The organism is Paroceanicella profunda (assembly GCF_005887635.2).
Lineage (GTDB): Bacteria > Pseudomonadota > Alphaproteobacteria > Rhodobacterales > Rhodobacteraceae > Paroceanicella > Paroceanicella profunda.
Genome location: NZ_CP040818.1, coordinates 3547890 through 3568600 on the forward strand (window position 1 = coordinate 3547890; position 20711 = coordinate 3568600).

General features: G+C 63.5%; 22 protein-coding genes. 10 read left to right on the plus strand and 12 right to left on the minus strand.

What is annotated here, in order from left to right; genetic code table 11:
• Positions 1 to 26: 26 nt before the first annotated feature.
• From FDP22_RS15780 to FDP22_RS15790, 4 genes are all read right to left on the minus strand, one after another.
• A complete protein-coding gene (locus FDP22_RS15780; protein WP_205910789.1) occupies positions 27 to 950 on the minus strand; it encodes an SDR family NAD(P)-dependent oxidoreductase in 924 nt (307 codons plus the stop codon).
• Between the two features lie 344 nt (positions 951 to 1294).
• Positions 1295 to 1444 (minus strand): hypothetical protein, encoded by a 150-nt coding sequence (locus tag FDP22_RS24570; RefSeq protein WP_170317727.1) that lies wholly within the window; start codon positions 1442 to 1444, stop codon positions 1295 to 1297.
• 810 nt (positions 1445 to 2254) lie between these two features.
• Positions 2255 to 2602: an Atu4866 domain-containing protein gene (locus tag FDP22_RS15785; protein ID WP_138575127.1), complete on the minus strand. Its 348-nt coding sequence runs from the start codon at positions 2600 to 2602 to the stop codon at positions 2255 to 2257.
• Between the two features lie 40 nt (positions 2603 to 2642).
• Positions 2643 to 3365 carry an SDR family oxidoreductase gene (locus tag FDP22_RS15790; protein ID WP_138575129.1) on the minus strand — a complete coding sequence of 241 codons (723 nt, stop codon included), beginning with the start codon at positions 3363 to 3365 and terminating at the stop codon, positions 2643 to 2645.
• Between the two features lie 115 nt (positions 3366 to 3480).
• Here FDP22_RS15790 and FDP22_RS15795 point away from each other — a divergent pair, with 115 nt between their 5' ends.
• Complete coding sequence (locus FDP22_RS15795; protein WP_205910790.1) at positions 3481 to 4395, plus strand: LysR family transcriptional regulator; 915 nt, start codon at positions 3481 to 3483, stop codon at positions 4393 to 4395.
• Here FDP22_RS15795 and FDP22_RS15800 read toward each other — a convergent pair.
• Entirely contained in the window at positions 4381 to 5442 is a 1062-nt protein-coding gene (locus tag FDP22_RS15800) for an AraC family transcriptional regulator (protein ID WP_239031800.1), read from the minus strand. The genes FDP22_RS15795 and FDP22_RS15800 overlap by 15 nt on opposite strands.
• Positions 5443 to 5465: 23 nt before the next feature.
• Between FDP22_RS15800 and FDP22_RS15805 the strand changes: the two genes are divergently transcribed.
• Positions 5466 to 6071 (plus strand): YybH family protein, encoded by a 606-nt coding sequence (locus tag FDP22_RS15805; RefSeq protein ID WP_138575133.1) that lies wholly within the window; start codon positions 5466 to 5468, stop codon positions 6069 to 6071.
• Between the two features lie 25 nt (positions 6072 to 6096).
• Positions 6097 to 6984: an NAD(P)H-binding protein gene (locus FDP22_RS15810; protein WP_239031801.1), complete on the plus strand. Its 888-nt coding sequence runs from the start codon at positions 6097 to 6099 to the stop codon at positions 6982 to 6984.
• 92 nt (positions 6985 to 7076) lie between these two features.
• On the opposite strand, the gene FDP22_RS15815 is transcribed toward FDP22_RS15810, so the two are convergent.
• Positions 7077 to 7811 carry an SDR family NAD(P)-dependent oxidoreductase gene (locus FDP22_RS15815; protein WP_138575135.1) on the minus strand — a complete coding sequence of 245 codons (735 nt, stop codon included), beginning with the start codon at positions 7809 to 7811 and terminating at the stop codon, positions 7077 to 7079.
• 71 nt (positions 7812 to 7882) lie between these two features.
• Here FDP22_RS15815 and FDP22_RS15820 point away from each other — a divergent pair, with 71 nt between their 5' ends.
• On the plus strand, positions 7883 to 8536 hold the full coding sequence (locus tag FDP22_RS15820; protein WP_138575137.1) for a TetR/AcrR family transcriptional regulator: 654 nt from the start codon (positions 7883 to 7885) through the stop codon (positions 8534 to 8536).
• A 30-nt stretch (positions 8537 to 8566) separates the two neighbouring features.
• On the opposite strand, the gene FDP22_RS15825 is transcribed toward FDP22_RS15820, so the two are convergent.
• The 3 genes from FDP22_RS15825 to FDP22_RS15835 all read right to left on the minus strand — a co-directional run bounded on the left by FDP22_RS15825 (position 8567) and on the right by FDP22_RS15835 (position 10842).
• On the minus strand, positions 8567 to 9319 hold the full coding sequence (locus FDP22_RS15825; protein WP_205910903.1) for an NAD-dependent epimerase/dehydratase family protein: 753 nt from the start codon (positions 9317 to 9319) through the stop codon (positions 8567 to 8569).
• A 60-nt stretch (positions 9320 to 9379) separates the two neighbouring features.
• Complete coding sequence (locus FDP22_RS15830) at positions 9380 to 9841, minus strand: MarR family winged helix-turn-helix transcriptional regulator (RefSeq protein WP_205910791.1); 462 nt, start codon at positions 9839 to 9841, stop codon at positions 9380 to 9382.
• Positions 9842 to 9942: 101 nt separating this feature from the next.
• Entirely contained in the window at positions 9943 to 10842 is a 900-nt protein-coding gene (locus tag FDP22_RS15835) for a LysR family transcriptional regulator (protein ID WP_138575139.1), read from the minus strand.
• A 99-nt stretch (positions 10843 to 10941) separates the two neighbouring features.
• On the opposite strand from FDP22_RS15835, the gene FDP22_RS15840 reads away from it, so the two are divergent.
• Positions 10942 to 11775, plus strand: a complete 834-nt coding sequence (locus tag FDP22_RS15840) for an SDR family oxidoreductase (RefSeq protein WP_138575141.1) — start codon at positions 10942 to 10944, stop codon at positions 11773 to 11775.
• Positions 11776 to 11926: 151 nt separating this feature from the next.
• Here the strand turns inward: FDP22_RS15840 and FDP22_RS15845 are convergent, their stop codons facing one another.
• Together FDP22_RS15845 and FDP22_RS15850 are read right to left on the minus strand one after the other, a co-directional pair.
• Entirely contained in the window at positions 11927 to 13345 is a 1419-nt protein-coding gene (locus FDP22_RS15845) for an ATP-binding protein (RefSeq protein WP_239031802.1), read from the minus strand.
• Positions 13342 to 14067 carry a response regulator gene (locus FDP22_RS15850; protein ID WP_138575143.1) on the minus strand — a complete coding sequence of 242 codons (726 nt, stop codon included), beginning with the start codon at positions 14065 to 14067 and terminating at the stop codon, positions 13342 to 13344. The genes FDP22_RS15845 and FDP22_RS15850 overlap by 4 nt, the downstream gene beginning before the upstream one ends.
• Before the next feature lie 291 nt (positions 14068 to 14358).
• On the opposite strand from FDP22_RS15850, the gene FDP22_RS15855 reads away from it, so the two are divergent.
• From FDP22_RS15855 to FDP22_RS15870, 4 genes are read left to right on the plus strand one after another with little or no spacing between them, the layout of a single operon-like run.
• Positions 14359 to 14823: a (2Fe-2S)-binding protein gene (locus FDP22_RS15855; RefSeq protein ID WP_138575145.1), complete on the plus strand. Its 465-nt coding sequence runs from the start codon at positions 14359 to 14361 to the stop codon at positions 14821 to 14823.
• 21 nt (positions 14824 to 14844) lie between these two features.
• Positions 14845 to 17163 carry a xanthine dehydrogenase family protein molybdopterin-binding subunit gene (locus tag FDP22_RS15860; protein ID WP_138575147.1) on the plus strand — a complete coding sequence of 773 codons (2319 nt, stop codon included), beginning with the start codon at positions 14845 to 14847 and terminating at the stop codon, positions 17161 to 17163.
• 12 nt (positions 17164 to 17175) lie between these two features.
• Positions 17176 to 17847: a class I SAM-dependent methyltransferase gene (locus FDP22_RS15865; protein WP_239031803.1), complete on the plus strand. Its 672-nt coding sequence runs from the start codon at positions 17176 to 17178 to the stop codon at positions 17845 to 17847.
• A 20-nt stretch (positions 17848 to 17867) separates the two neighbouring features.
• Positions 17868 to 18860: an SDR family oxidoreductase gene (locus tag FDP22_RS15870; protein WP_205910792.1), complete on the plus strand. Its 993-nt coding sequence runs from the start codon at positions 17868 to 17870 to the stop codon at positions 18858 to 18860.
• Positions 18861 to 18889: 29 nt separating this feature from the next.
• On the opposite strand, the gene FDP22_RS15875 is transcribed toward FDP22_RS15870, so the two are convergent.
• Positions 18890 to 19561, minus strand: coding sequence for a glutathione S-transferase family protein (locus FDP22_RS15875; RefSeq protein ID WP_170317728.1), 672 nt, complete (start codon positions 19559 to 19561; stop codon positions 18890 to 18892).
• A 159-nt stretch (positions 19562 to 19720) separates the two neighbouring features.
• Here FDP22_RS15875 and FDP22_RS15880 point away from each other — a divergent pair, with 159 nt between their 5' ends.
• Entirely contained in the window at positions 19721 to 20581 is an 861-nt protein-coding gene (locus tag FDP22_RS15880; protein ID WP_205910793.1) for an AraC family transcriptional regulator, read from the plus strand.
• Positions 20582 to 20711 lie beyond the last annotated feature (130 nt).

The following is a 20711-nucleotide window of genomic DNA, read 5'->3' on the forward strand; positions in this document are numbered from 1 at the left end:
CAGCCGTCGTGGGAGGCACCCCGGGATCAGCCGTATTTGACCCCGCTGAGCTCCTCGAGCCAGGTCCACAGCGCGGCACTCGCCTCGGGATCGAGCGCCGCCTCGCGCATGTCGTTCTCTCCCGGCGGGCCGCTTCTCATTGGCCCGCCGGTCGGTCCGTAGTAGTGGCCGCCCTGCGCCTCGGGCCAAGTAGTCGCGAAAAGAAGCGGCACCGCGCCCTCCTCGGCCGGGGGGAACATCGCGCCCATGGTCCTGAGGCGCCGCCCCTCCATGCTGTTGGGTCCGGGGCCGTCGGGGATAAGGTGCGTCCGCGCCACGCCGGGGTGGGCCGCGACGCTGGTGATGGCCCAGCCCGCCGCCCTGCTCCGCCGCTCCATCTCGATCGCCAGTTCCATGGCGGCGAGCTTGGTGTAATTGTAGGCGGCGCCGTAATCGTAGGGGTCTGGCAGCCGCATGGTCTCGAAATCCAGAGGCTCACGCGCTGCGCGGGAACTCGACACCCAGACCACGCGGGTTTCCGGCCCGTCGCGCATCAGCGGCATCAGCTGCCCCGTCATCGCGAAATGTCCCAGCGTGTTGGTCGCGAACACCCGCTCGTGGCCGTCGACGCTCAACTCCATCGAGAGCCGCCCCATCACGCCGGCATTGTTCACCAGCATGTCGATGGGCCTGCCCTCGCTGGTCATGCGCTCGGTAAAGGCGTTCACCGAGGCCAGATCGGTTAGGTCGAACTGTTCGAACCGAACCTCCGAGTCCGGCGCGGCCTCGCGGATGAGGCGGGCGGCCTCGGCGCCGCGATCCGCCTTGCGGGAGGCAATCGTTACATCCGCACCCGCCCGCGCGAGCTGCAGCGCCGTATGATAGCCTAGGCCGCTGATATCGCCGATCGGATACCCATTGCCGCCGGTCACGAGAGCATACCGCCCCGCATGGGACGGGATGTTCGCCACGCCCCAATCCTCTGCCTGCGAACGCGTCGAACACCCGACCAGCAGGGTTGACCCTGCAGTGACCGCTGAGGACTGGAGGAACCGCCGGCGCGACAGCCCCGGTCGTTCGTTTGACGATGATGGCGGCACGGAACCGCGACCTAATTTCCGCTGCATGGCTGGCCTCCTTGGCTTGAGACCCAAGGTAGAAACCGCCCCTCACGGCTACGATGCCGGATACCCCGGAAAACTTGCCTCATTCTCCGACCGGCTATAGGCCGCCGGGTCAACACTCCACTCCGGGCGGGAGACATCTATCACCTTCCGGCGCGGTTTGCACTCGGACATGCGGTCGTACCACCCCGTCATGTTCCACAATCGAGCATGAAACAGCCATGGGATTTCACCCTTGGCAATGCTGGCCCCATGAAACCGGAGAGCATGATGTCGGTCATGGTCAGGCCATCTTTTGCGGCGAAAGTCTTCCCATCCATACGCTCGTCCAGACGGATCAATCCCTGGTCTTCCAACAGACGATGACTCCACTCTGCATCGGGTTCTCTGAACGCAATGCCCGCGACAAGCCTCTTCGATGCCGTGACACCAGAAGAAGTTGAGCAGAACGGTCTCGCGAAACAAGCGGTGGGTGCACATTCGGATTACGGCCCGTTCCTGAAAGGTCTCGCCGGCCATACGCCGCCACCTCGTCGAAATGGCTGCAGATCGCGGTGGTCTCAGTGATGATGATGCCGTCGTGAGGCCTCAGTGCCGGAAGCTAACCGCGCGGGTTGATCGCGGTCTTGTAGGAGGGCTAGCGGTTCTCCAGCACCGCTCGGTCGATCGTCTCGACGTCAAAGCTCAGCCCCGCGGTTCATGGACGAACAGAAGACGGTCACGAAGCTCGGGCAAGGCTGAAAGGATATGTTAAGTGTCATGCCTGCCCTCGGTGCGCGCTGTCGCCGGTCCGCTTCTCACCACTTGATTGCTCCCCGCGCTTCGAAAAAGGTACTCTTCGGGCCATCCGCGCCGCATTTTCGGCTGATCGAGTCGCAACGGCTCCTGCTGGCCGAGTGAAAAAGAGTCACCTGCCATTCCAGCCTTGCGGGCTAAGAGACGCGATAGGACGCATGGTCGATCCCGGCGGTGCCGCGTTTAGTCAGCTTGAGCGAATTGAGCTCATACTCGTTCTAAGCTCTGAGATCGGCAACCCGATCGCCCTTCCCAGCGGCCTTTAATTCGTAGAGCATGGTAGCCTATCCGCAGGAACGGCGAGCGAGACCGGCGCAAGTAATCTGCTCTGAGGAGACGCATTGCGTGTCAGGGGGTTAACCTTGCCGACGGAGGATCATGCCGCCATGGTGGAGCGTATTCTCGTCCACGAAGGTGCCATCGGCGGTGAAACCGGTATCATCCCAATACAGGATATAGGTTCCCTTCACCTCGTAGCGCCCCTGATAGGCGCTCTCGCGGGTGCCGCGCGCTTCGTCGTAGCGCCCGTTGGGCAAAAGCTCGTGGCGGACCCTGTCGTCGTCGGTGTGCCACATCCCGACATAGGGATGAGAGGCGCCTTCGGCGGCCGCCGAGCCCCGGCTGTCGGCAGGGGCCTGCACGGCCAGTCCGACAACCACACTGGCGCCAAGGGCGCTGCGGAATGCTGATTTGGTCCTTGTCATCTGTCTGTCCTTTCTGTTGCGGAGGCCGGTGCGTCCCGGCTCATCCCTGCTGTCCTTGCGGGCGCACGGTGATCTCGTTCACGGCCACATTTTCGGGGCTTTCGATGACATGGCGGACAAGCCGACCGATATCGGCAGGCTGAAGGGCGATTGCGCGATACTCTTCCATGAAGGCCATCGTCTCTTCATGCGTGATCGTCTGCGCCAGTTCGCTGTCGACAACGCCGGGATTCACGCAGGTCACCCGAATGTGGGGACTCTCCTGCCGCAGCCCGTCCGAGATCGCCCGCACTGCAAATTTCGTCCCGCAATAGATGGCCGCCGTGGGCACCGCGTTCAGAGCTCCGATGGAGGCAATGTTGATGATCTGCCCGGCGTTCTGACGGTCCATCGCCGGAAGGACCGCGCCGATACCCCAGAGCACGCCCTTGACGTTCACGTCCACCATGCGCTCCCATTCGTCGTGCTTGCCTGCGGACATCGGCGACAGCGGCATCACGCCAGCGTTGTTCACCAGCACGTCGATCCGGCCCCAGAGGCCGAGGGCGGTGGCGGCGAAGGCGGCCATGTCCTCGCGGCTGGTGACGTCGAGCGCGCGATATTCGGCGGTACCGCCGCTGGCGTTGATGTCCTCTGCAATCGCGGCAAGCCGGTCGGTGCGCCGGGCGCCGAGCAGCAGCCTGGCACCTGCCGCACCCAGGGCCCGCGCGATGCCTTCGCCGATGCCACTGGAAGCGCCGGTGATGAGAATGACCTTGTCCATGTCTGGCTCCTTCGTTTCGATCTGTCTTCCGACCGAACAGAAGGTGGAGGCGATTGATTGTCGCCTGTAGACCGCCCGAGGTTTATGCTGTGGTTAGCATGACTGGACAATCACCATGGACCTCAACCTTCTTCCTCTTCTGCTCGCCGTCGCCAAAGAGCGGAATTTCCGCGCCGCCGCCGATCGGATGGGGGTGACGCGATCTGCCGTCAGCCAGTCGATCCGGCGGCTCGAGGACCAACTTGGCACCGCGCTTGTCCTGCGCACCACCCGCTCGGTCCACCTGACCGAGGCGGGGGCGGCGCTGGTCGCCGCCCTCCAGTCGCCGCTGACCGAGATCGGCGGGGCGCTGGAAACCGCCCAGGCCCGGGACGTGCCGCGCGGGCACCTCAAGCTTACCGCCACCTCAATCGCCGAGCCGTTCCTGTCGGGCCCGCTTCTGGCAGGCTTCGTGCAAAACCATCCGGAGATAACGGTGGACGTGACGGTGACGGACGAGGAATTCGACATCGTCGCCCATGGCTTCGATGCCGGGGTCCGGCTGGGCGAAGTCATCGAAAAGGACATGATCGCGGTGCCGGTCGGCGGCGACCAGCGTGAACGCGCCGCGGCCTCGCCGGCCTACCTGGCCCGGCACGATGCGCCGAGCCACCCGCGCGAGCTGATCGATCACCCCTGCATCGGCTGGCGGCGCGCGCCCGAGCTTGCCCCGCACCGCTGGGAATTCGTCGAAAACGGTCAACCCTTCGACGTGGCGGTGAACCAGACCTTCACCACCAACGACCTGCGCCTGATGATCCGCATGGCCATTGCCGGGGCCGGCATCACCTTCGCCCCTGAGGACTGCCTGCGCGAACATTTCGACACCGGGGCGCTCGTTCCGCTGCTGGAAAGGTTCCTTCCGCCCTTTACGGGCTTCTTTCTCTATTTCCCGCAGCGGCGCAACATGGCCCCCAAGCTGCGGGCGCTGGTGGACCACGTCCGGCGCTTAAGGCATCCAGGGAAGGACGGGGGCTCACGCGCCACGTAATGGCGGTCGGGCGCTCGTCACCGGGAGGGGCTTCGACTGCCTGCTGACGAACCGTCGAGGCGTCTGGCCCAGGGTCCGCTTGAATGCCGCCGTGAACGCACTCTCAGACGCGTAGCCGACTTCGGCGGCAGCCACCGCGATTGTCAGCCCGGCGCGATCTATTCGCTGCGCCGCCCAGAGCATCCGCCACAGGGTGAGGTAGTTCATCGGCGTCTGTCCAACCAGACGCGCGAAGCGGACCGCAAAGGCTGTGCGCGAGAGGCCTGCTTTTTCGGCGAGTGAGGCAACCGTCCAGGACCGGGCGAGGTCGCCTTGCATCGCGGCTAGGGCGCGGCGGATGTAGGGGTCTGAAAGCGCGGCCGTCCATCCGAAATGACCCTCCTGCCCTTCCTCGAGGTGGTACCGCATGAGCTCGATCAGTAGTACATGTGACAGATGCTCGATTGAACGGGCGCTGCCCGGACGGCGCGATCTCAGTTCAGCAGCTATCCGGGTAACTGCCCAGCGGACCGTCTCTCCGCTGTCGGATCGGTCGTCGGCGCCGGAGCGGATCACGACAACGTCCGGAAGCGACGCCAAGAGGATGTCCGAGGCCAAGCCCGACAGCAGGAATCGCGCGCCCGTCATGAAGAAGTCGCCGCCGCCGCGCAGCGTCGCGGTCGCTCCGTGCGACGGTGTGGAGTGGACCGCTTCGGCAGGTTCCCCCTGACGGGCGCCCCGAGCGGACAGCACGAAGCCCTTGCCATGCGGTAGCATTACGCAATCCCCCTCTCCCAGCCAGATGCGTGAACCGGCCCCCTCGAGCGTCAGCCAGCAACCGCCTTTCATGACCGCGTTACACTTCAGGCCGGCATGCGGTGCATAACCAATGGACCAGTTGCCCCCGGCATCCAGGCCCGCCGCGACGCAATCGTGTGGTCTCAGCAGTTCAAGCACGTCTGAAAGCGGGTCGAACAAAACTTCTGCCATCGACAAGTCCTGAACGATTGCGACATTTTTGCGAACCATCACACATAAATGGTTCGGAGAGAAGTCATATCTGGGCATGGTAGATCACCAGGAGACCCGAAATGAACAAACCTCATCCCTATCCCTCCGCCCCCGCCCGGTTCTGCATCGCCGCATTTACCGCGACTGTCTTCATCGGTTCTCCGCTGCAGGCGCAGGACGCGCAGATGGACCTGCCCTTCGAGGTCATCGTGTCCGAGGCTACCGAAGATGCAGCCGCTGCCCACGAGGTTGCCGCCGCCCGCGCCGACTGGCTGGAGGCTTTCGCGGCACAAGACCTCGAGCGAATGATGTCCTTCTACGTCGCAGACATCTATTCATACGATCTCATGGCCGCGCCTACCGAAAACGGTCTTGCGATGGCGTTCGATGGCGAGGCGATCTGGCGGCAGAACTGGGTCGCCTTCTTCGAGATGTTCGAAGACGATCTTGTCATATCGATCGACGATCTGACTGTCTATCAGCAGGGTGATCTGGCGACCGTGCGTGGGTTGACGCGCTTGGAAGGCACAATTGTAGACGGTCCTTTCGTCGACATGTGGACGCGGGAAACGAACGTCCTGCGCCGGGTGAACGGCCGCTGGCTTGTCCTGCACGATCACGTTTCGGTCCCAATCGATTTCTCGACGGGACTGGCGCTTACAGACCTTGTGCCTGACCATCGCTGACGATCGCGCCTGAGACACACAGACAATGGAAGACGATATGATCCTGTTGACCCCCCCCACCGGAGACATCGGTCACCGCGTGCTTGGCCGGCTGCTCGACGCCGGCACACATGTCCGCGTCATCGCGCGTGATCCATTCAAACTGTCGATGGACAACCGCATAGACGTCATTCAGGGGTCGATGTCAGACGCTGACACCATCGCGCAGGCGCTGCCGGGCGTGACGCGCGTGTTCTGGCTGCCCCCCGGTGACCCGAGCCTCCCATCCGCGAGGGCCGCCTACCGTGGGGTCTCGCAGGCCTTTTGCGACGCTCTTCCGGGGTCGGAGGTGACGAGGGTGGTCAGCATCTCCGCCCTCGGCCGCGGTTGGCCCAAGCCTGCCGGGCTTGTCACCGCGACGCTAGAGGTCGACGACATGATCGCGCGGACGGGTGTGCACCTGCGCGCCCTGACCTGCGCCTCCCTCATGGACAACTTTGCGCGCCAGATCGAACCGATCCGGGCCACGGGCATGTTCTACCAGCCGACACCCGGCGACAAGAAGCTGCCGCATGTCGCCAAGTCCGACGTGGCACGCATCGCGGCGGATCTCCTTCTGGATACCGGCTGGACGGATGTCCAGGAGCTTCCGCTCCTGGGTCCGGAGGACCTGTCGTTCGACGAGATGGCAGTCATCCTGTCGGAGTTTCTGGGCCGTCCGGTCAAGGCGGTGAAGATGAGCATGCCTCAATTCGAGGAGATGATGCGAGGACTCGGTGCAAGTGAGGGCATGGCGCAAGCCTATGTGGAGATGATGACCGCCAAGAATGAGGGGATCGACACCCTCGACATGACTGCCTCGCGTCGGACAACCCCGACCACATTTCGCGAATGGTGCGACCAGGAGTTCCGCGCGCTGATCGGAGAAATCTAACCTTTGGTCCGCCCCAAGCGCGAGATCATAGCATACTCACAGGCGCGGTCGGGACATCTCCGACCGCACCTGCCTCGGCGCCCTGCCACGGGTCACCACGGCTCGATCCCGTCATGGGCCAAGAAACGGCCGGTTGTGCCGTCCCCGCGCAGCGCCGCCGCCACAGAGGCGCGGGCGCCGTCGCGGGGCGACTGTGCGCCCGGCCCGCCGCCGTTCAGGTCGGTGGCGGTAAACCCCGGCGCGACGGAATTGACCACGATCCCCGTCCCCGCAAGCTCCTTGGCGAGCAGGATGGTCGCCATGTTCAGGGCGGCTTTTGAGCAGTTGTAGCCCGTCAGGCGAACGGCATCGAACTCCCAATCCGAGTCGCTGTGACGGGACAGGGAGCCGAGGCCGCTGGAGACATTCACGATCCTGCCCGCCGGCGCCTTGCGGAGCAGTGGGAGCATGGTCTGGATGACCTCGAGCGTCGAAAAGAAATTCACCTCGAACAGATCGCGGACCTGTGCCAGATCGGCCGCGCCCGGCGGCCCGTCCCCGGCGACGCCGGTTCCGGCATTGTTCACCAGGACGTCGAGATGACCGAAGGTCGACCGGATCTGCTCGGCCACGCTGTCTCGGGACGTCGCATCCCGGACGTCCAGCGCGATCGGTCGAGCGTCGATCCCCTCTGATCCGAGCCGGCCCGCAGCCTCGTCGCCGCGACCTGCATCGCGCGAACCGATCAGGACCGTGTGGCCTTCCAGACCGATCTGACGCGCAGTCTCGAACCCTATGCCCTTGTTCGCCCCGGTGACGAGGACGACGAGTCCTGTGCTCTGAGCCATATCGCTCTCCTCTTGCTGTCTTGCGTTGAGAAGCAGATATATGAGCAAACCCTCAGCTTGGTTACTCGCATATGACGCTCATCCCGCAGACACGGTTAAAGCCCCGCAAGAACCCCGTTCAGGCCCGTGCCAAGGCGACTGTCGACGCCATCTTCGAAGCGACGGCTCAGGTTTTGCTGAGCGAAGGGCTGGCCCGACTGACCACGAACCACGTGGCGACGCGCGCCGGGGTGTCGATCGGCACGTTGTACCAGTACTTCCCCGGCAAGGAGGCACTGCTGTACGCGCTGGTCGAGCAGCTTCTGGATCAGGTTGCCTGCCAGATCGAAGAGGCCTGCGCCGCGGCCGAGCGCCCTAGGCTGGACGACTGCGCAGCGGTGTTCGTCGAGACGTATTTCGCGGCGAAGACGGGCGACCCCGAAAAGGCCCGCGCGCTTTATCTGGCCTCGTCGCACCTCGAGATGAGCGCGCTGGTCTCCCGCACAATCGTCAGGCTTCAGGATGCAGCGGCGCAGATGTTGCGCCGCTGCCCGGAGGTCCGTGCCGCCCCACCCGACGAGGTCGTGACCTGCTGGGTTGCCGTCGTCACGGGCGGTACTCGGCAGATTCTCGAAGACACGAACTCTGCCATGCTTCTGCCGGGATTTCACATCGAGCTCACCCGGCTTTCCAGCGCCTACCTCAGGTCCGCTTTTTCAAGCGGTCCGAAGCGTTCTGACGGGTGACGCTGCCCATCTCCGCCCTGCCCCGACCGGCTACAGCAGCCCTTCCTGCCGGGCCTGGTGCACCGTTCGCACCGTCGGCGTGAAGCTGAGGCTGCGGGCCAGCGACCCGTCGACATGCAGATACCACGGGTTGCTCAGGGGCTCGGCCTTCGGCTCCATCTTGGCCCCCGACAGGCTGACAAGCTCGAAGACCGACAGCGGCGCCTCGTCAGTGATGTTCACCACGCGGCCGTCGAACCTACCGTCCAGCGCAAGTTGCACCGCCGTGGCGATGTCGCGATGGTGAACCGTGCTCATGCGCTGCGCCGGGTGCCAGTTGCCGACATGTTGGGGCAGCGCCTCCAGATGCCCGTCGCCGTCGCCATAGACGAAGGGAAAGCGCAGGGCCGCCCAGGTCAGGCCGCTGTCGCGCAGCGCGGTTTCGGCCGCCACCTTGCTTGCGGGATAGGCGTGCTGCGGATCGACCGGGTCGCTCTCCTGCCCTGGATGCGGATTGTTTGCATCGTATACGTGGCTGGTGCTCGACAGGATGAACCGGGCGTCGGGCGCATGGGCCCGCACCGCCGCGATCAGGTTGCGGGTGCCGTCGAGGTTGCTCTTCCAGATCAGGTCAGTGTCCGTTGTGCGGAACACCGCGGCAAGGTGCACGACAGCCGTCACGCTCTGTACCGCCTCTGCCAAGGAGCTGGGATTGAGTATATCGCCACGCGCGGCAGTGAACCCGTCCAGGCAGGGTTTGCCCTCGCGCAGGAGAAGGCGGCAGTCGTGGCCCGCGTCGCGCAGCCGGGGGTCAGGCGCGCGCCAACAAGGCCGGTGGCGCCGGTGATCAGGATTGTCATGGGATCAGTCCTTTTTCAGAAGGGAATGCAGGTTTTCGGTGGCCGTCCGGAGGACCCGGGCAGCGATTTCAAGATCGGCGCGATCGGCGCCGCCGAAGGCCGCGTCATGGATGAAGGTCAGGTCCGGAAGCTCCTGCCACAGCGCCTGCCCCGCCGGGGTCAGGGACAGCAGGCGCTGGCGCTGATCCGTGCCGTCGGCGGATTGCGCCACCAGGTCCTTGCGCACCAGCGTTGTCACGATGCCGCTCAGCGTCGCGCGCTCCAGTTCGAGCATTCGCCCCAGATCGCGCTGCACGGTCGGGCCTGAGTTTGCCAGGTGCCAGAGCACATACCACTGGGTCGACCCCAGGTCGAAGGGCCGCAGGGTGGCATCCATCACCGCCCGCCCCGCCATGTAGCAGCGTTTCGCCCAGGCGCCGACTGCGGCATCCGCATCGGCCTCGGTCATCTCGTCCGCTTCGGACATTGATCCGCCTATCCATAATGTTCGCTACCATACGATAATTGATAGGTAGCGAACGAATGTCAAGGGACCCAGACCGGGGCGGCGGCATCCCAGACCCAAGCCTATGTTCCGGGTCTGACCGTCTTCACCGTGTTGACGAAGGCCCGGAGGGCCGAGGGCATGTGCCGGTTGCGGGGGTAATAGAGCGCGAGACCATCGATCTGCGGACACCAGTCCTCCAGAATCGTGCACAGCCGCCCGTCACCCAGGAAGGGCTGCGCGAAATGCTCGGGCACATAGGCGATGCCGTGCCCCGCCGCCGCGGCCTCGGCCAGCAGGTCGTTGTCGTCCAGGGTCAGTGCACCGGGAACGTCCAGGGCGACCTCGCTGCCCCGTTTCGAGAACTCCCAGCGATAACGTTTGCCGCTGGGCAGGCGCTGCCTGATGCAGACATGCGCCAGCAGGTCCTGCGGGCTCTGCGGCCTGCCACGGTCGCGCAGATAGGCTGGGGCGGCCACCGCGATGAAACGTGTTCCGCCGTCCAGTCGCACGGCGACCATGTCTTGCGGAATGGCCTCCAGCAGCCGGACGCCGGCATCGAAACCCTGCTCCACGATATCGACAAGCTGGCCTTCCGAGACCAGATCCAGTTCGACCTCGGGACACTCCGCCAGGAACCGCGGCACGACCTCGCGCAGCAGGATGCGGGCGCCGCTCTTGTTGGCGTTGATCCGCAGAATGCCGCCCGGGCGGCCGCGCACCTCGGACAGCGTGTCCAGCGCATAGTCGAGGTCTCGAAGGACAGGATCCAGCCGTTTGAGCAGGTCTGCCCCCGCCTGCGTAGGCGACACGCTTCGGGTCGTGCGGTTGAGCAGGCGGACGCCCAGCTTCGCCTCCAGCCCGATGATGGCGTGGCTCAGCGCAGAGCGCGACACCCCAAGGTCATCCGCCGCCTTGCGGAAACTTCGATGCCGCGCGACCGCCGCAAAGGCGGCGAGATCGTTCAGGCTGGGTCTCGCCATTCGTGACCCCCCCTCACCAGATCATCCCAAACTGGGGACGTTATCACATCAATGGAAGCGCCTAGATCAGAAAGGACACCAAGATCGAAGGATATTCACATGACAAAGACATGGTTCATCACCGGCGCCTCTTCCGGCCTCGGCAAGGAAATGGCCGCGCAATTGCTTGCCCGGGGCGACCGGGTGATCGGGACCTCCCGCAATGCGGCGTCGCTGAAATCCATCTCGGAGCAATACCCGGACCGCTTCGACGCCTGCCTGCTCGACCTGACCGACCCCGGAGGCCTCGGGCAGGCGGTCGATGCCGCCTTCGACCGGCTGGGCCGGATCGACGTCATCGTCAGCAATGCGGGCTATGGCCTGTTCGGCGCCGCCGAGGAACTGGACGCGGCAGAGATCGACCGCCAGATCGCCACCAACCTGACCGGGCCGATCCACCTGATCCGGGCCGCCCTGCCCCACCTGCGGGGCCAGTGCGGCGGGTGTATCGTTCAGGTCTCGTCGGAAGGCGGGCAGATCGCCTATCCTAGCTTCAGCCTGTACCACGCAACCAAATGGGGCATCGAGGGCTTCATCGAATCCCTGGCGCAGGAAGTGGCGGGTTTCGGAATTACCTGCGTCGTTGCCCAGCCCGGACCCACGGGAACGAATTTCGGCGCCAACCTTGTGGTGGCCGAGGCGTCCGAGGCCTACGCAGAGACCCCCGCCGGCGCGGTGCGCCGCGCGATCCTCGACGGCAGTTTCGTCCTGAAGGGCGACGCGGCCCGGACCGCCGCTGCGATGATCGACGCTGCCGAGAGCAGCTCGCCGCCCCTGCGCCTGACCCTTGGCAGCACGGCCTACGAGTCGATCGCCGACGCCCTAAAGATGCGCCTCGCCGCTCTTGAGGCGCAGCGCGAAGTTGCTCTGAAGGCAGACCGGACAGACCTTTAAACGCACAGCTTATTTGATCTCGCTCACCCCGACGGCCTGTCGCTTTTACCAGAGACGCTATGGATCGGGTTATTCGCAACTATCTACCGAAGATACAGTATCCGAAGCCCCACGTGAAACGGGCACCGGGCAGATTGGCGGGGCTCCGAGTTCAAGCCGCCTGCGGCAAAACAAGGGCGGCCCTCAGGCCAGGATCGCGCTGGGACAAGACGATGTCGCCGCCATGCTGACGGGCAATTGCGCGGGCGATCGAGAGGCCAAGGCCTATTCCCCCGGTCTCCCGCGACCGCGACTCTTCAAGGCGGAAGAAAGGTGTGAAGACTTCCTCTAGGTCGCCGAAAGGAATACCCGGCCCTTCGTCCTCGACGAAGATGGTCACACCCTTTTCGTCGGTGACAAGCCGGACGTCGGCGCCGCCGGCATAGCGGACCGCATTCTCGATGAGATTGCGCAGAACACGTTTCAGTCCCTCTGGACGGCAACGGTAGTCCTGCCTCTCTCCGAGCACGAAACGGACAGGATGTCCGATTTCGGCAAGATCGTCGCACACGCTTTCGACCAATGCCGTCAGGTCGATGGTCCGCGTCGGTTCGCTACTCGTGTCCTGGCTGACGAGGGAAAGAGTGGCTTCGGTCATCGCCTGCATCTCGTCGATGGTTGCAAGCATCCGGTCGCGCAATTCGGCGTCGTCGACCAATTCCGCCCTCAGGCGAAGAGTCGTGAGCGGGGTGCGTAGGTCGTGGCCGATTGCGGCCAGCATGCGGGTACGGTCCGCCACGAAGCGTTGGAGTCGCTCCTGCATGCTGTTGAAAGCGACGGTCGTGCGCCTGATGTCCTCGGGTCCATGTACCGCTAACGCTGATACCTGCTCGCCTCGACCCAACAATTCGGCCGCCCGGGTCAACTGCCGCAGCGGGCTCGCGATGCGTCGCACAGTCAACACCCCGACAAGGGAAACAAGTATCGCCGTAAGAGCCAGCGACAATGGCAAATGGGTACGCCAGAGCGCCGGATTGATGTTCTTGTAATGCGCAGCGTTGAGCACCCGTCCGTCACCGATCGGAACGATCACACCGGCCCCATTCTGCCGCGCAAAGTCGAGGGACCGGGTAAGGATTGGAAGCTCGGAATGGTCCGCCGTGGAAAGCGACCATTCGGCACCCTCCATGAAGTAACCTGCATCGACGCCGGCAGGCAGGCGATACCCGGCGTTGGCCCTCCCCTCTTCTCCGAGGATGTCATGAAGCGGCACCTCAAAGCGCTCGAAGGCCTGCTGCACCCAAGACTCGATCGCTACCTGTCGGTCGTTGGAGATCCAGAAACGCGAGGTATCCGTACTGGAGATCGGCAGGAGTTCGTCCAGCAGGTCCGGAGGCACCGTCTGAGCCAAACGAGCCACCGCGGCGGCACGACTGGCGAGTTCCGCTCGGGCAGCCGCGCGCAGGTCACTCTGCAGGTAGTCCCATAGGATCGCGAAGCCGATTGCCTGTGATGCGAATAGCGCGACCAGCATTGACAAGAGCAACTGTGCCGTCACGCTTTTTTGCAGGATGCCCACTAGGCGGTTCAATCTGCGAAGACCTCCGGCATGAAGCTGTATCCGCCGCCGCGATGGGTCTGAATGATGGTGGGGGATTTCGGGTCGCTTTCCACCTTGCGGCGTAGACGACTGATCTGATTGTCGATGGACCGGTCGAATGGATCGGCCTCACGTCCTACGGTCAAGTCCAGAAGCTGATCGCGGCTAAGCACCATGCCAGGATGCTCGACCAGCACTTTCAGCAACCGGAATTCGGCGGTCGACAGTGGGATCCCGACCCCGTCTTCACCTTGCAGTTCTCGCCGCGACAGGCTGAGCACCCAACGGTCGAAGCGTACGACACCGGGCCGTCGAGCGGCCCGCTGAGGAGGCAGGCTGTTCACCCTGCGCAGAACGGCTTTGATGCGGGCGACGAGCTCACGCGAAGAAAACGGTTTGACGAGGTAATCGTCGGCACCAAGTTCCAGACCGATCACGCGATCTGTCTCGTCGCTCCGCGCGGTCAGGAATATAATAGGAATGTCCGGCCCCGACCGCGAACGCAGTTCCCGGCAGAGTGTCAGGCCGTCCTCGCCCGGCATCATGATGTCGAGCACGACCAGGTCCGGCGCCCCGGTCTCGACGATCCGCCTAAGGCCGGTGCCATTTTCTGCAGTGCTGACCCGATAGCCTTGTTGCTGCAGATATTTCGAGACCAAGTCGCGGATATCGCGGTGATCGTCGACGACGGCAATGTGGGGTACTTGCGTCATGGCAAGTCCTTCAGTGTTAAACTTGTTCCCTACTATATCCCCTTTTTAGCCCAAGGCTCGTTCCAAACTGTATCCGTTTGTAAGCGCCACCGAGTCCAGGCGGCGGCTTCCCCCGATCCCGATACACATTGATACAAACCGCGACCGAGCCGGCACAGCCGCGCGACAGGATCCGGGTAGCGTGCATGAACCGAAGCGCGAGGCAGAAGGTCCAACCGCTTCGCAACACTATCACGAGCACCCGGCAATTACCGTCACCGACCGGGTCCGCAACTGAGTTCAGGAGCCGTCATGGTCACATTTACAGTCAACAACGCTCCAGTCGATCTGGACGTAGACCAGGACAAGCCCCTCCTTTGGGTGTTGCGCGAGGACCTCGGCATCCTCGGCCCAAAGTACGGCTGCGGTGTGGCCCAGTGCGGCGCCTGCCGGGTTCTCGTCAACGGCGTGTCCGTACCCTCTTGCGTGACCTTCGCAGGCGACCTCGAAGGCGCCGAGGTGGTGACGATCGAAGGGCTCGCCGAGCCGGATGGAACGCTCTCGGTCGTCCAGCAGGCTTGGATCGACGAACAGGTACCGCAGTGCGGCTTCTGTCAGCCGGGCTTCATCATTGCGGCGACTGCGCTTCTGGCGTCCAACCCAAACCCCAGCGACGCCGAAATCGATGAGGAAATCTCCAATATCTGCCGATGCGGAACCTATCCCCGCATCCGGCGGGCAATTCACCGGGCAGCCGCGGCGCTGTCCGAAACCTGATCCGAAATCGAGGTCATCTAGATGCCACGTCTGCTATCCCGTCGCAGTTTTCTCATTACCGGCGCGGTGCTCAGCGGCACTGTCGCGGTCGCAGCCACGGCTGGCATAGGCTATCTGGCAAGCGTGGATATCGACGGCCCGGACGGGTTTGTCGACGGCGACCGCGCAGTGCTGAATGCGTTCGTCGCTATCTACACCGACGGCACGGTCTCTGTCTTCGTGCCGAAAACAGAGATGGGCCAAGGCATTCACACCGGCATCGCCATGCTGGTGGCCGAGGAACTGGGCATTCCCTTCGACAACCGCATATCGGTCGAACATCCGACAGAGGTGCTCCCCGTCTATGGCGGATGGGCATCGCAACTCGGCATCCGCCCCGAAGAGGCCAGCGGCCCACTTCACTGGCTGGGGCGACGCGCATTGGGTGCGGCATCAATCGTGTCCACAGGGGCCTCGTCGTCGACGTATGAATTGTGGACCAGTCTGCGTCAGGCCGGTGCTGCGGCCCGCCACATGCTGGTTGGCGCCGCCGCAGCCGAAATGGGCGTGGCGCCCACTGAACTGACGACCCCGGGCGACGGCAGCGTGGTTCATGAGGCGACCGGAACCAGCCTGACCTATGGTCATTTGGCCCTCGCGGCAGCGACGATACCACCGCCCGAGAGCCCGGAGCTGAAGCCGGCTTCAGATTGGCAGCTCATCGGCCGGTCCCAACCGCGCGTTGACATTCCGGCCAAGGTGCGCGGATTGCCGGTCTTTGGCATGGACGTGATCCAGCCCCAGATGCTTTATGCCTCGATCCGGCAAGCGCCCGTGACCGGTGCAGCGGTGGCCCAGCTGGTGAACGAGGCAGAGCTACGCGAGATACGGGGTATTGTTGACGTCGTAGTGATCGAAGACACCAGCGTCGCAGTGATTGCAGACAGCTGGTGGACCGCCGAGCAGGCCCTCTGGCGGGCCGAAATCGCGTGGACGCCAACAGAATGGGACGATCTTTCAGGCGTAGAACTGGCCCAACGGATGGAGGCTGCTCTCGACAGCGATGAGCCTAATATAGTTCACGAGGTAGGCGAGCCGTTCCCGGACACGCCTGACCGTCTGGTTGAGGCCGCCTACTCCGCACCGCTTGTCACCCATGCCTGCATGGAGTCGATGAATGCCACGGTACTGGTCCGCAGTGACGGCACCGCCGAGGCGTGGGTCTCGTCGCAGTCCCTGACCTCGGCTCGGTGGGGGGTTTCCCGGGGCGCCGCGGCGGCCGGAATCGACCTAGACGAAATTAAGGTGAACGTGATGCAGAACGGGGGCGCCTTCGGCAGGCGGACCGAGTTGGACGTGGTTCAGCAGGCCGCCTTCCTGGCTGCGCTTCACCCGGATCGACCGGTCAAGCTGCTCTGGTCGCGAGAAGAGGATATTGGACGCGGCATCTATCGAAGTCACGCCCGCGCCCGCCTTCGGGCGGCGTTAGGCGAAGACGGATTGCCCATCGCCTATGAGGCGCGGGTCGCCGGACAGTCGGTCGCGCAAGGACTGATGGGCCGTCTGTTGCCCATTACAGGAGGCGGTAATCCCGAGGGTGACTTCCTAACGTCGGAAGGACTGGAAAGCCCGCATTACGTGATCCCAAATCAGCGTGTTGGCTCGCACCATGTCCCCAGCAATATCCGTGTTGGTCTCTGGCGGTCGAATGGCTTTTCGCACAACGTCTTTTTCGCGGAATCCTTCTTCGACGAATGCGCCCATGCTGCGGGCACCGATCCGCTAGAGTACCGCCGACGACTGCTGGTGGACAGTCCGCGCCTACTGAACGTGCTCGACCGCGTCGCCTCGATGGCCGACTGGGGTAGCCCATTGCCTGCAGGCCGGGGCCGCGGCATCGCCATTGGCGGCGCCTATTACAGCGTTGTCGCACAGGTGGTCGAAGTCACGGTGGCGATTGACGGCGAGATTACGGTCGACGAGGTGTTCTGCGCCGTCGACGTAGGCACCGTGATCAACCCGGATCAGGTCACCGCGCAGATGGAAGGTAGCATTCTCTGGGGGTTAACCACAGCGCTAATGAGCGAGAATACCGTGGAGAACGGATCCATCGTCGAGTCGAATTTTCACGATTTTCAGGTCCAGCGCCTGCGCAACGCGCCACGGATCACAGTCGAGATCGTCCCCAGCGAGGAGTTGCCGGGCGGGGCCGGTGAGACCGGAGTGATCCCGATTGCCCCCGCTCTTGGCAATGCGATCTTCGCAGCGACGGGTCGTCGCATTCGATCGCTGCCGCTGGCAGTGACCGAAACCATCGGGGAGCGCCAGACCCGGTCGGTCCTGCGGACTGCGGACGCGTGAGAAACTGAAGTCATGCTTGATCATCAACTTTCGTCAACTTCGACAAATGGTCCAGAGCGCAGGATGCCTGATCTGAGGTTGTTCCTGCGGACCTGGGCCGCGCACCCGCTCCGAGTAGCGGCCGTAGCCCCTTCCAGCGCGACCCTCGCTCGCCTCATCACCCGCGAGATCGACCCCCCAAGCGCTCCCATTCTGGAGCTCGGCCCCGGAACGGGAGTGTTCACCCGCGCAATTGTCGAGCGTGGCATCCCCCCCGCCAATCTGACACTGGTCGAATACGGGCCGGAGTTCGCCGCCCTGTTGCGCGCGCGTTATCCCGAGGCCCGTGTTGTCGAAGGCGATGCGTCACGAATCCGACCGAGAGATTTGTTTGCCCAAGGGGAAGTCGGCGCAGTCATCAGTGGTCTCGGTCTATTGTCGATGTCGCCACGCACCGTGCTCGCTATTCTTGCCAATGCCTTCGATTGCCTGCGGCCAAGTGCCGGGTTCTATCAGTTTACCTATGGTCCGCGCTGTCCCGTGCCGCGCCCGATCCTCGACCGCCTCGGACTCAAGTCGCGGCGTATCGGCGGGACAGTGTGGAACCTGCCGCCGGCCTCGGTCTACAAGATCACCCGGCGTGCACCTCGACACCCATCGTCTGTCGCTCGAAGCAATCCAGCCAATGGGTTGCCGGGCCAATGACCATGTGGACAGCCCGGGACATGCCCTCGCAAACCGGCCGCTTGGCCATCGTAACTGGAACCAGCGGTATCGGGCTGGAGACGGCCGTCGCCCTTGGAAGAGCGGGGGCCGAGGTCATTCTTGCGGGTCGCGACCCGAACAAGGGAAGTGACGCGATCGCGCAACTTCGCGCCTTGGTGCCCGGCATAATCGTTCGGTTCGAGACGCTGGACCTCGCTAACCTTATTTCCATATCCACCTTTGGCCGACGCGTCTGCGCCGCCCATGACCGGCTCGACCTGCTGGTCAACAGTGCCGAGGTGATGATGCCTCCGGCACGGCAGGAAACCGACAACGGATTCGAACGGCAAATTGGGACAAACCACCTGGGGCATTTCGCCCTGACGGCAGCTCTGCTGCCACTCCTGCGACGAGGCGCCGGGGCACGGGTGATTTCTCTGGGGAGTATTCTCGCACGGCACGGTGCGATCGATTTCGACGACCTCGACGCCGTGAGGACCTATGACCCGATGACGGCCTATTGCCGGTCTAAGCTGGCCTGCCTGCTGTTCGCGTTCGAACTGCAACGGCGGAGCTGGTCTAGTAGTTGGGGGATTACGAGCATTGCGGCGCATCCCGGTATTCCTCGAGATTGCCTTGCAAGGCTAAGCGTCGGCAGACAAACCCGGAAGTGGCGCATCCTCAACTATTTTCCGCTCCTGTCTCAGCCTCTCGCGCAACATTCCCTTCCGGTTTTGTTTGCCGCGACATCCGACAACGCATACGCGGGTGGATACTTCGGCCCCGATCGGTTTTACGAACTCCGGGGCTATCCGGCCGTCGCCAGGGTACCACCGTTGTCGGACGATGCCAAAATAGCAACTCGGCTGTGGGAAGTGTCGGAACGGCTAACAGGGGTTTCCTTCAAGGAAGCGGCGGTAACACGGCGCCCACAACTAAGATCTTGGAGTCACGAAACAGATGCCACCGGTGATCTCCACTTTCTGCCCATTCCCGTCGGCGGTCTGCGCTAACCGCGTACCGCCGGACGGGAATGGTCTTATCAGGCCAAAGAATCTTTGGCGCCGGCAAGGGATGTCAGCGCGGCGCGCGCCGAGCCGGAAACCCGCATCCGTTCAGACCAGGCAGCGAGGTTCTTGCGGTTAGGATTGTTAATCCAGGCTCCTGTCATCGACATGGTGAACATCGTACCAAACAGGAGAATATCGGCCAGCATCATCTTGTCTCCGCAGATGTAGTGGCGGGCCTCCATTTCCTCGTCGAGCATGTTCATTCCCTGTTCGGCCAGGAGGCGATGAAAACGCTGAGCTTCGGGCGCAAGAGTTCGATAACCCATATAAAAATCTTCGGCGTCACTGCTTCCTCGCCACCAGGCGACCACCGGCTGAGCGATTTCGAGATCGACGCGGCGTGTCCACATTCGGACATGCGCGCGGTGCTCAGGCGTATCGCCGATCAGCGAACGCCCTCCCGTCGCCTTCTCGTCCAGATATTCGCAGATCGCGATAATCTCAGTAATGACCTGACCGTCTTGCCCCCGCAAGGCCGGCACCTCGCCGCGACGGTTGACTGTCTCACGGTAATTGCGACCGCGGTTCTCCAGTTCCGCCAAGCTGATGATCGTGGTATCGAGCGCCAGCCCATCACGCTCGTGAATGAACATGCGCACTGGCATCACGTTGGGGGTCGGGTTGTCGGCATCGTAGAAGAGCATTGTCTTGTCCTGCGTCAATTGTTGGTTTCGTGGCCCATATGTACAGATCAGCAGCCTTCCTCGGATGCCCGATGGTCCCGGATGATTGCCTGATCCTGCCGGCGGCTTGATTTTTCTCGGCAATAGTCGTCTCGTTCGGGCATGAGAGATCTTGCCATCATGAAAGCCCTGGCCCGGCGCCACGCAGGTGCGCCGTGTCCTGCAATGCCTCGCCTGCATCTGTTTCAGGTCGACACTCCGAACGAAGCCGCAGGACTGGTTTACGAGCCGGTCGTCTGCCTCGTCCTGCAGGGGCGCAAGCGCACCTTCATCGGGGATGACATCCTAGAGTACGGACCGGGCGAGTGTCTCGTGGTCGCGGCAGAGGTCGCCGCGATGGGGCAGGTGATCGAGGCCACGCCGGCAGAGCCATTTCTGTGCCTGAACCTGCTGCTCGATCCTGCGGTGATTTCCACCCTTCTGCACGACATGGACGGGTTGACCCAGGCCGCGGCGCGGTCCGGCTATGGCGTCACGCAGGCCGGCCCGCCCCTGCTCGAGGCGTGGCGTCGACTCGCAGAGCTGCTCGACCGCCCCGATGAAGTCCACGTCATGTCACGGCACGTCGAGCAGGAGCTAATATTTCGCCTGCTGATGGGCCGACAGGGGAACCTGCTGCGGCAGATATCGGCTACGGATTCCTCGCTCTCTCGAATACGGCGCGCGATGGCTTTCGTTCGTCAGCGTCATGCCGATCGGCTGACCGTCAATGCCATGGCGTCCGTCGCTGGGATGAGCGTGTCGGTGTTTCACCGGCGTTTCAAGGCCGTGTCTGGTCTCAGCCCGTTGCAATATCAAAAGCACGTCCGGTTGCACGAGGCGCGCCGGAGGCTGACGACTGAGCAACTGGAATCCGCTGCGGTGGCCTATGCCGTCGGCTACGAAAGCGCGTCCCAATTCTCACGCGAATACAAACGGCTTTTTGGTGCCCCGCCCCGGAGGGATGCCGATGCACTCAGGAAGGTCATGATTCAGGAGTGATCGGATCGGTGCCGGACCCTCCTAGTACGACCCATCGGCAGATCGGCGGGGTCACTCAGTCAGTCGTCATAACAGCTCCCTTCCAAGTTGTCGCGACAGCAGGACGGTGCGGCGTCGACCGCCGCGACGC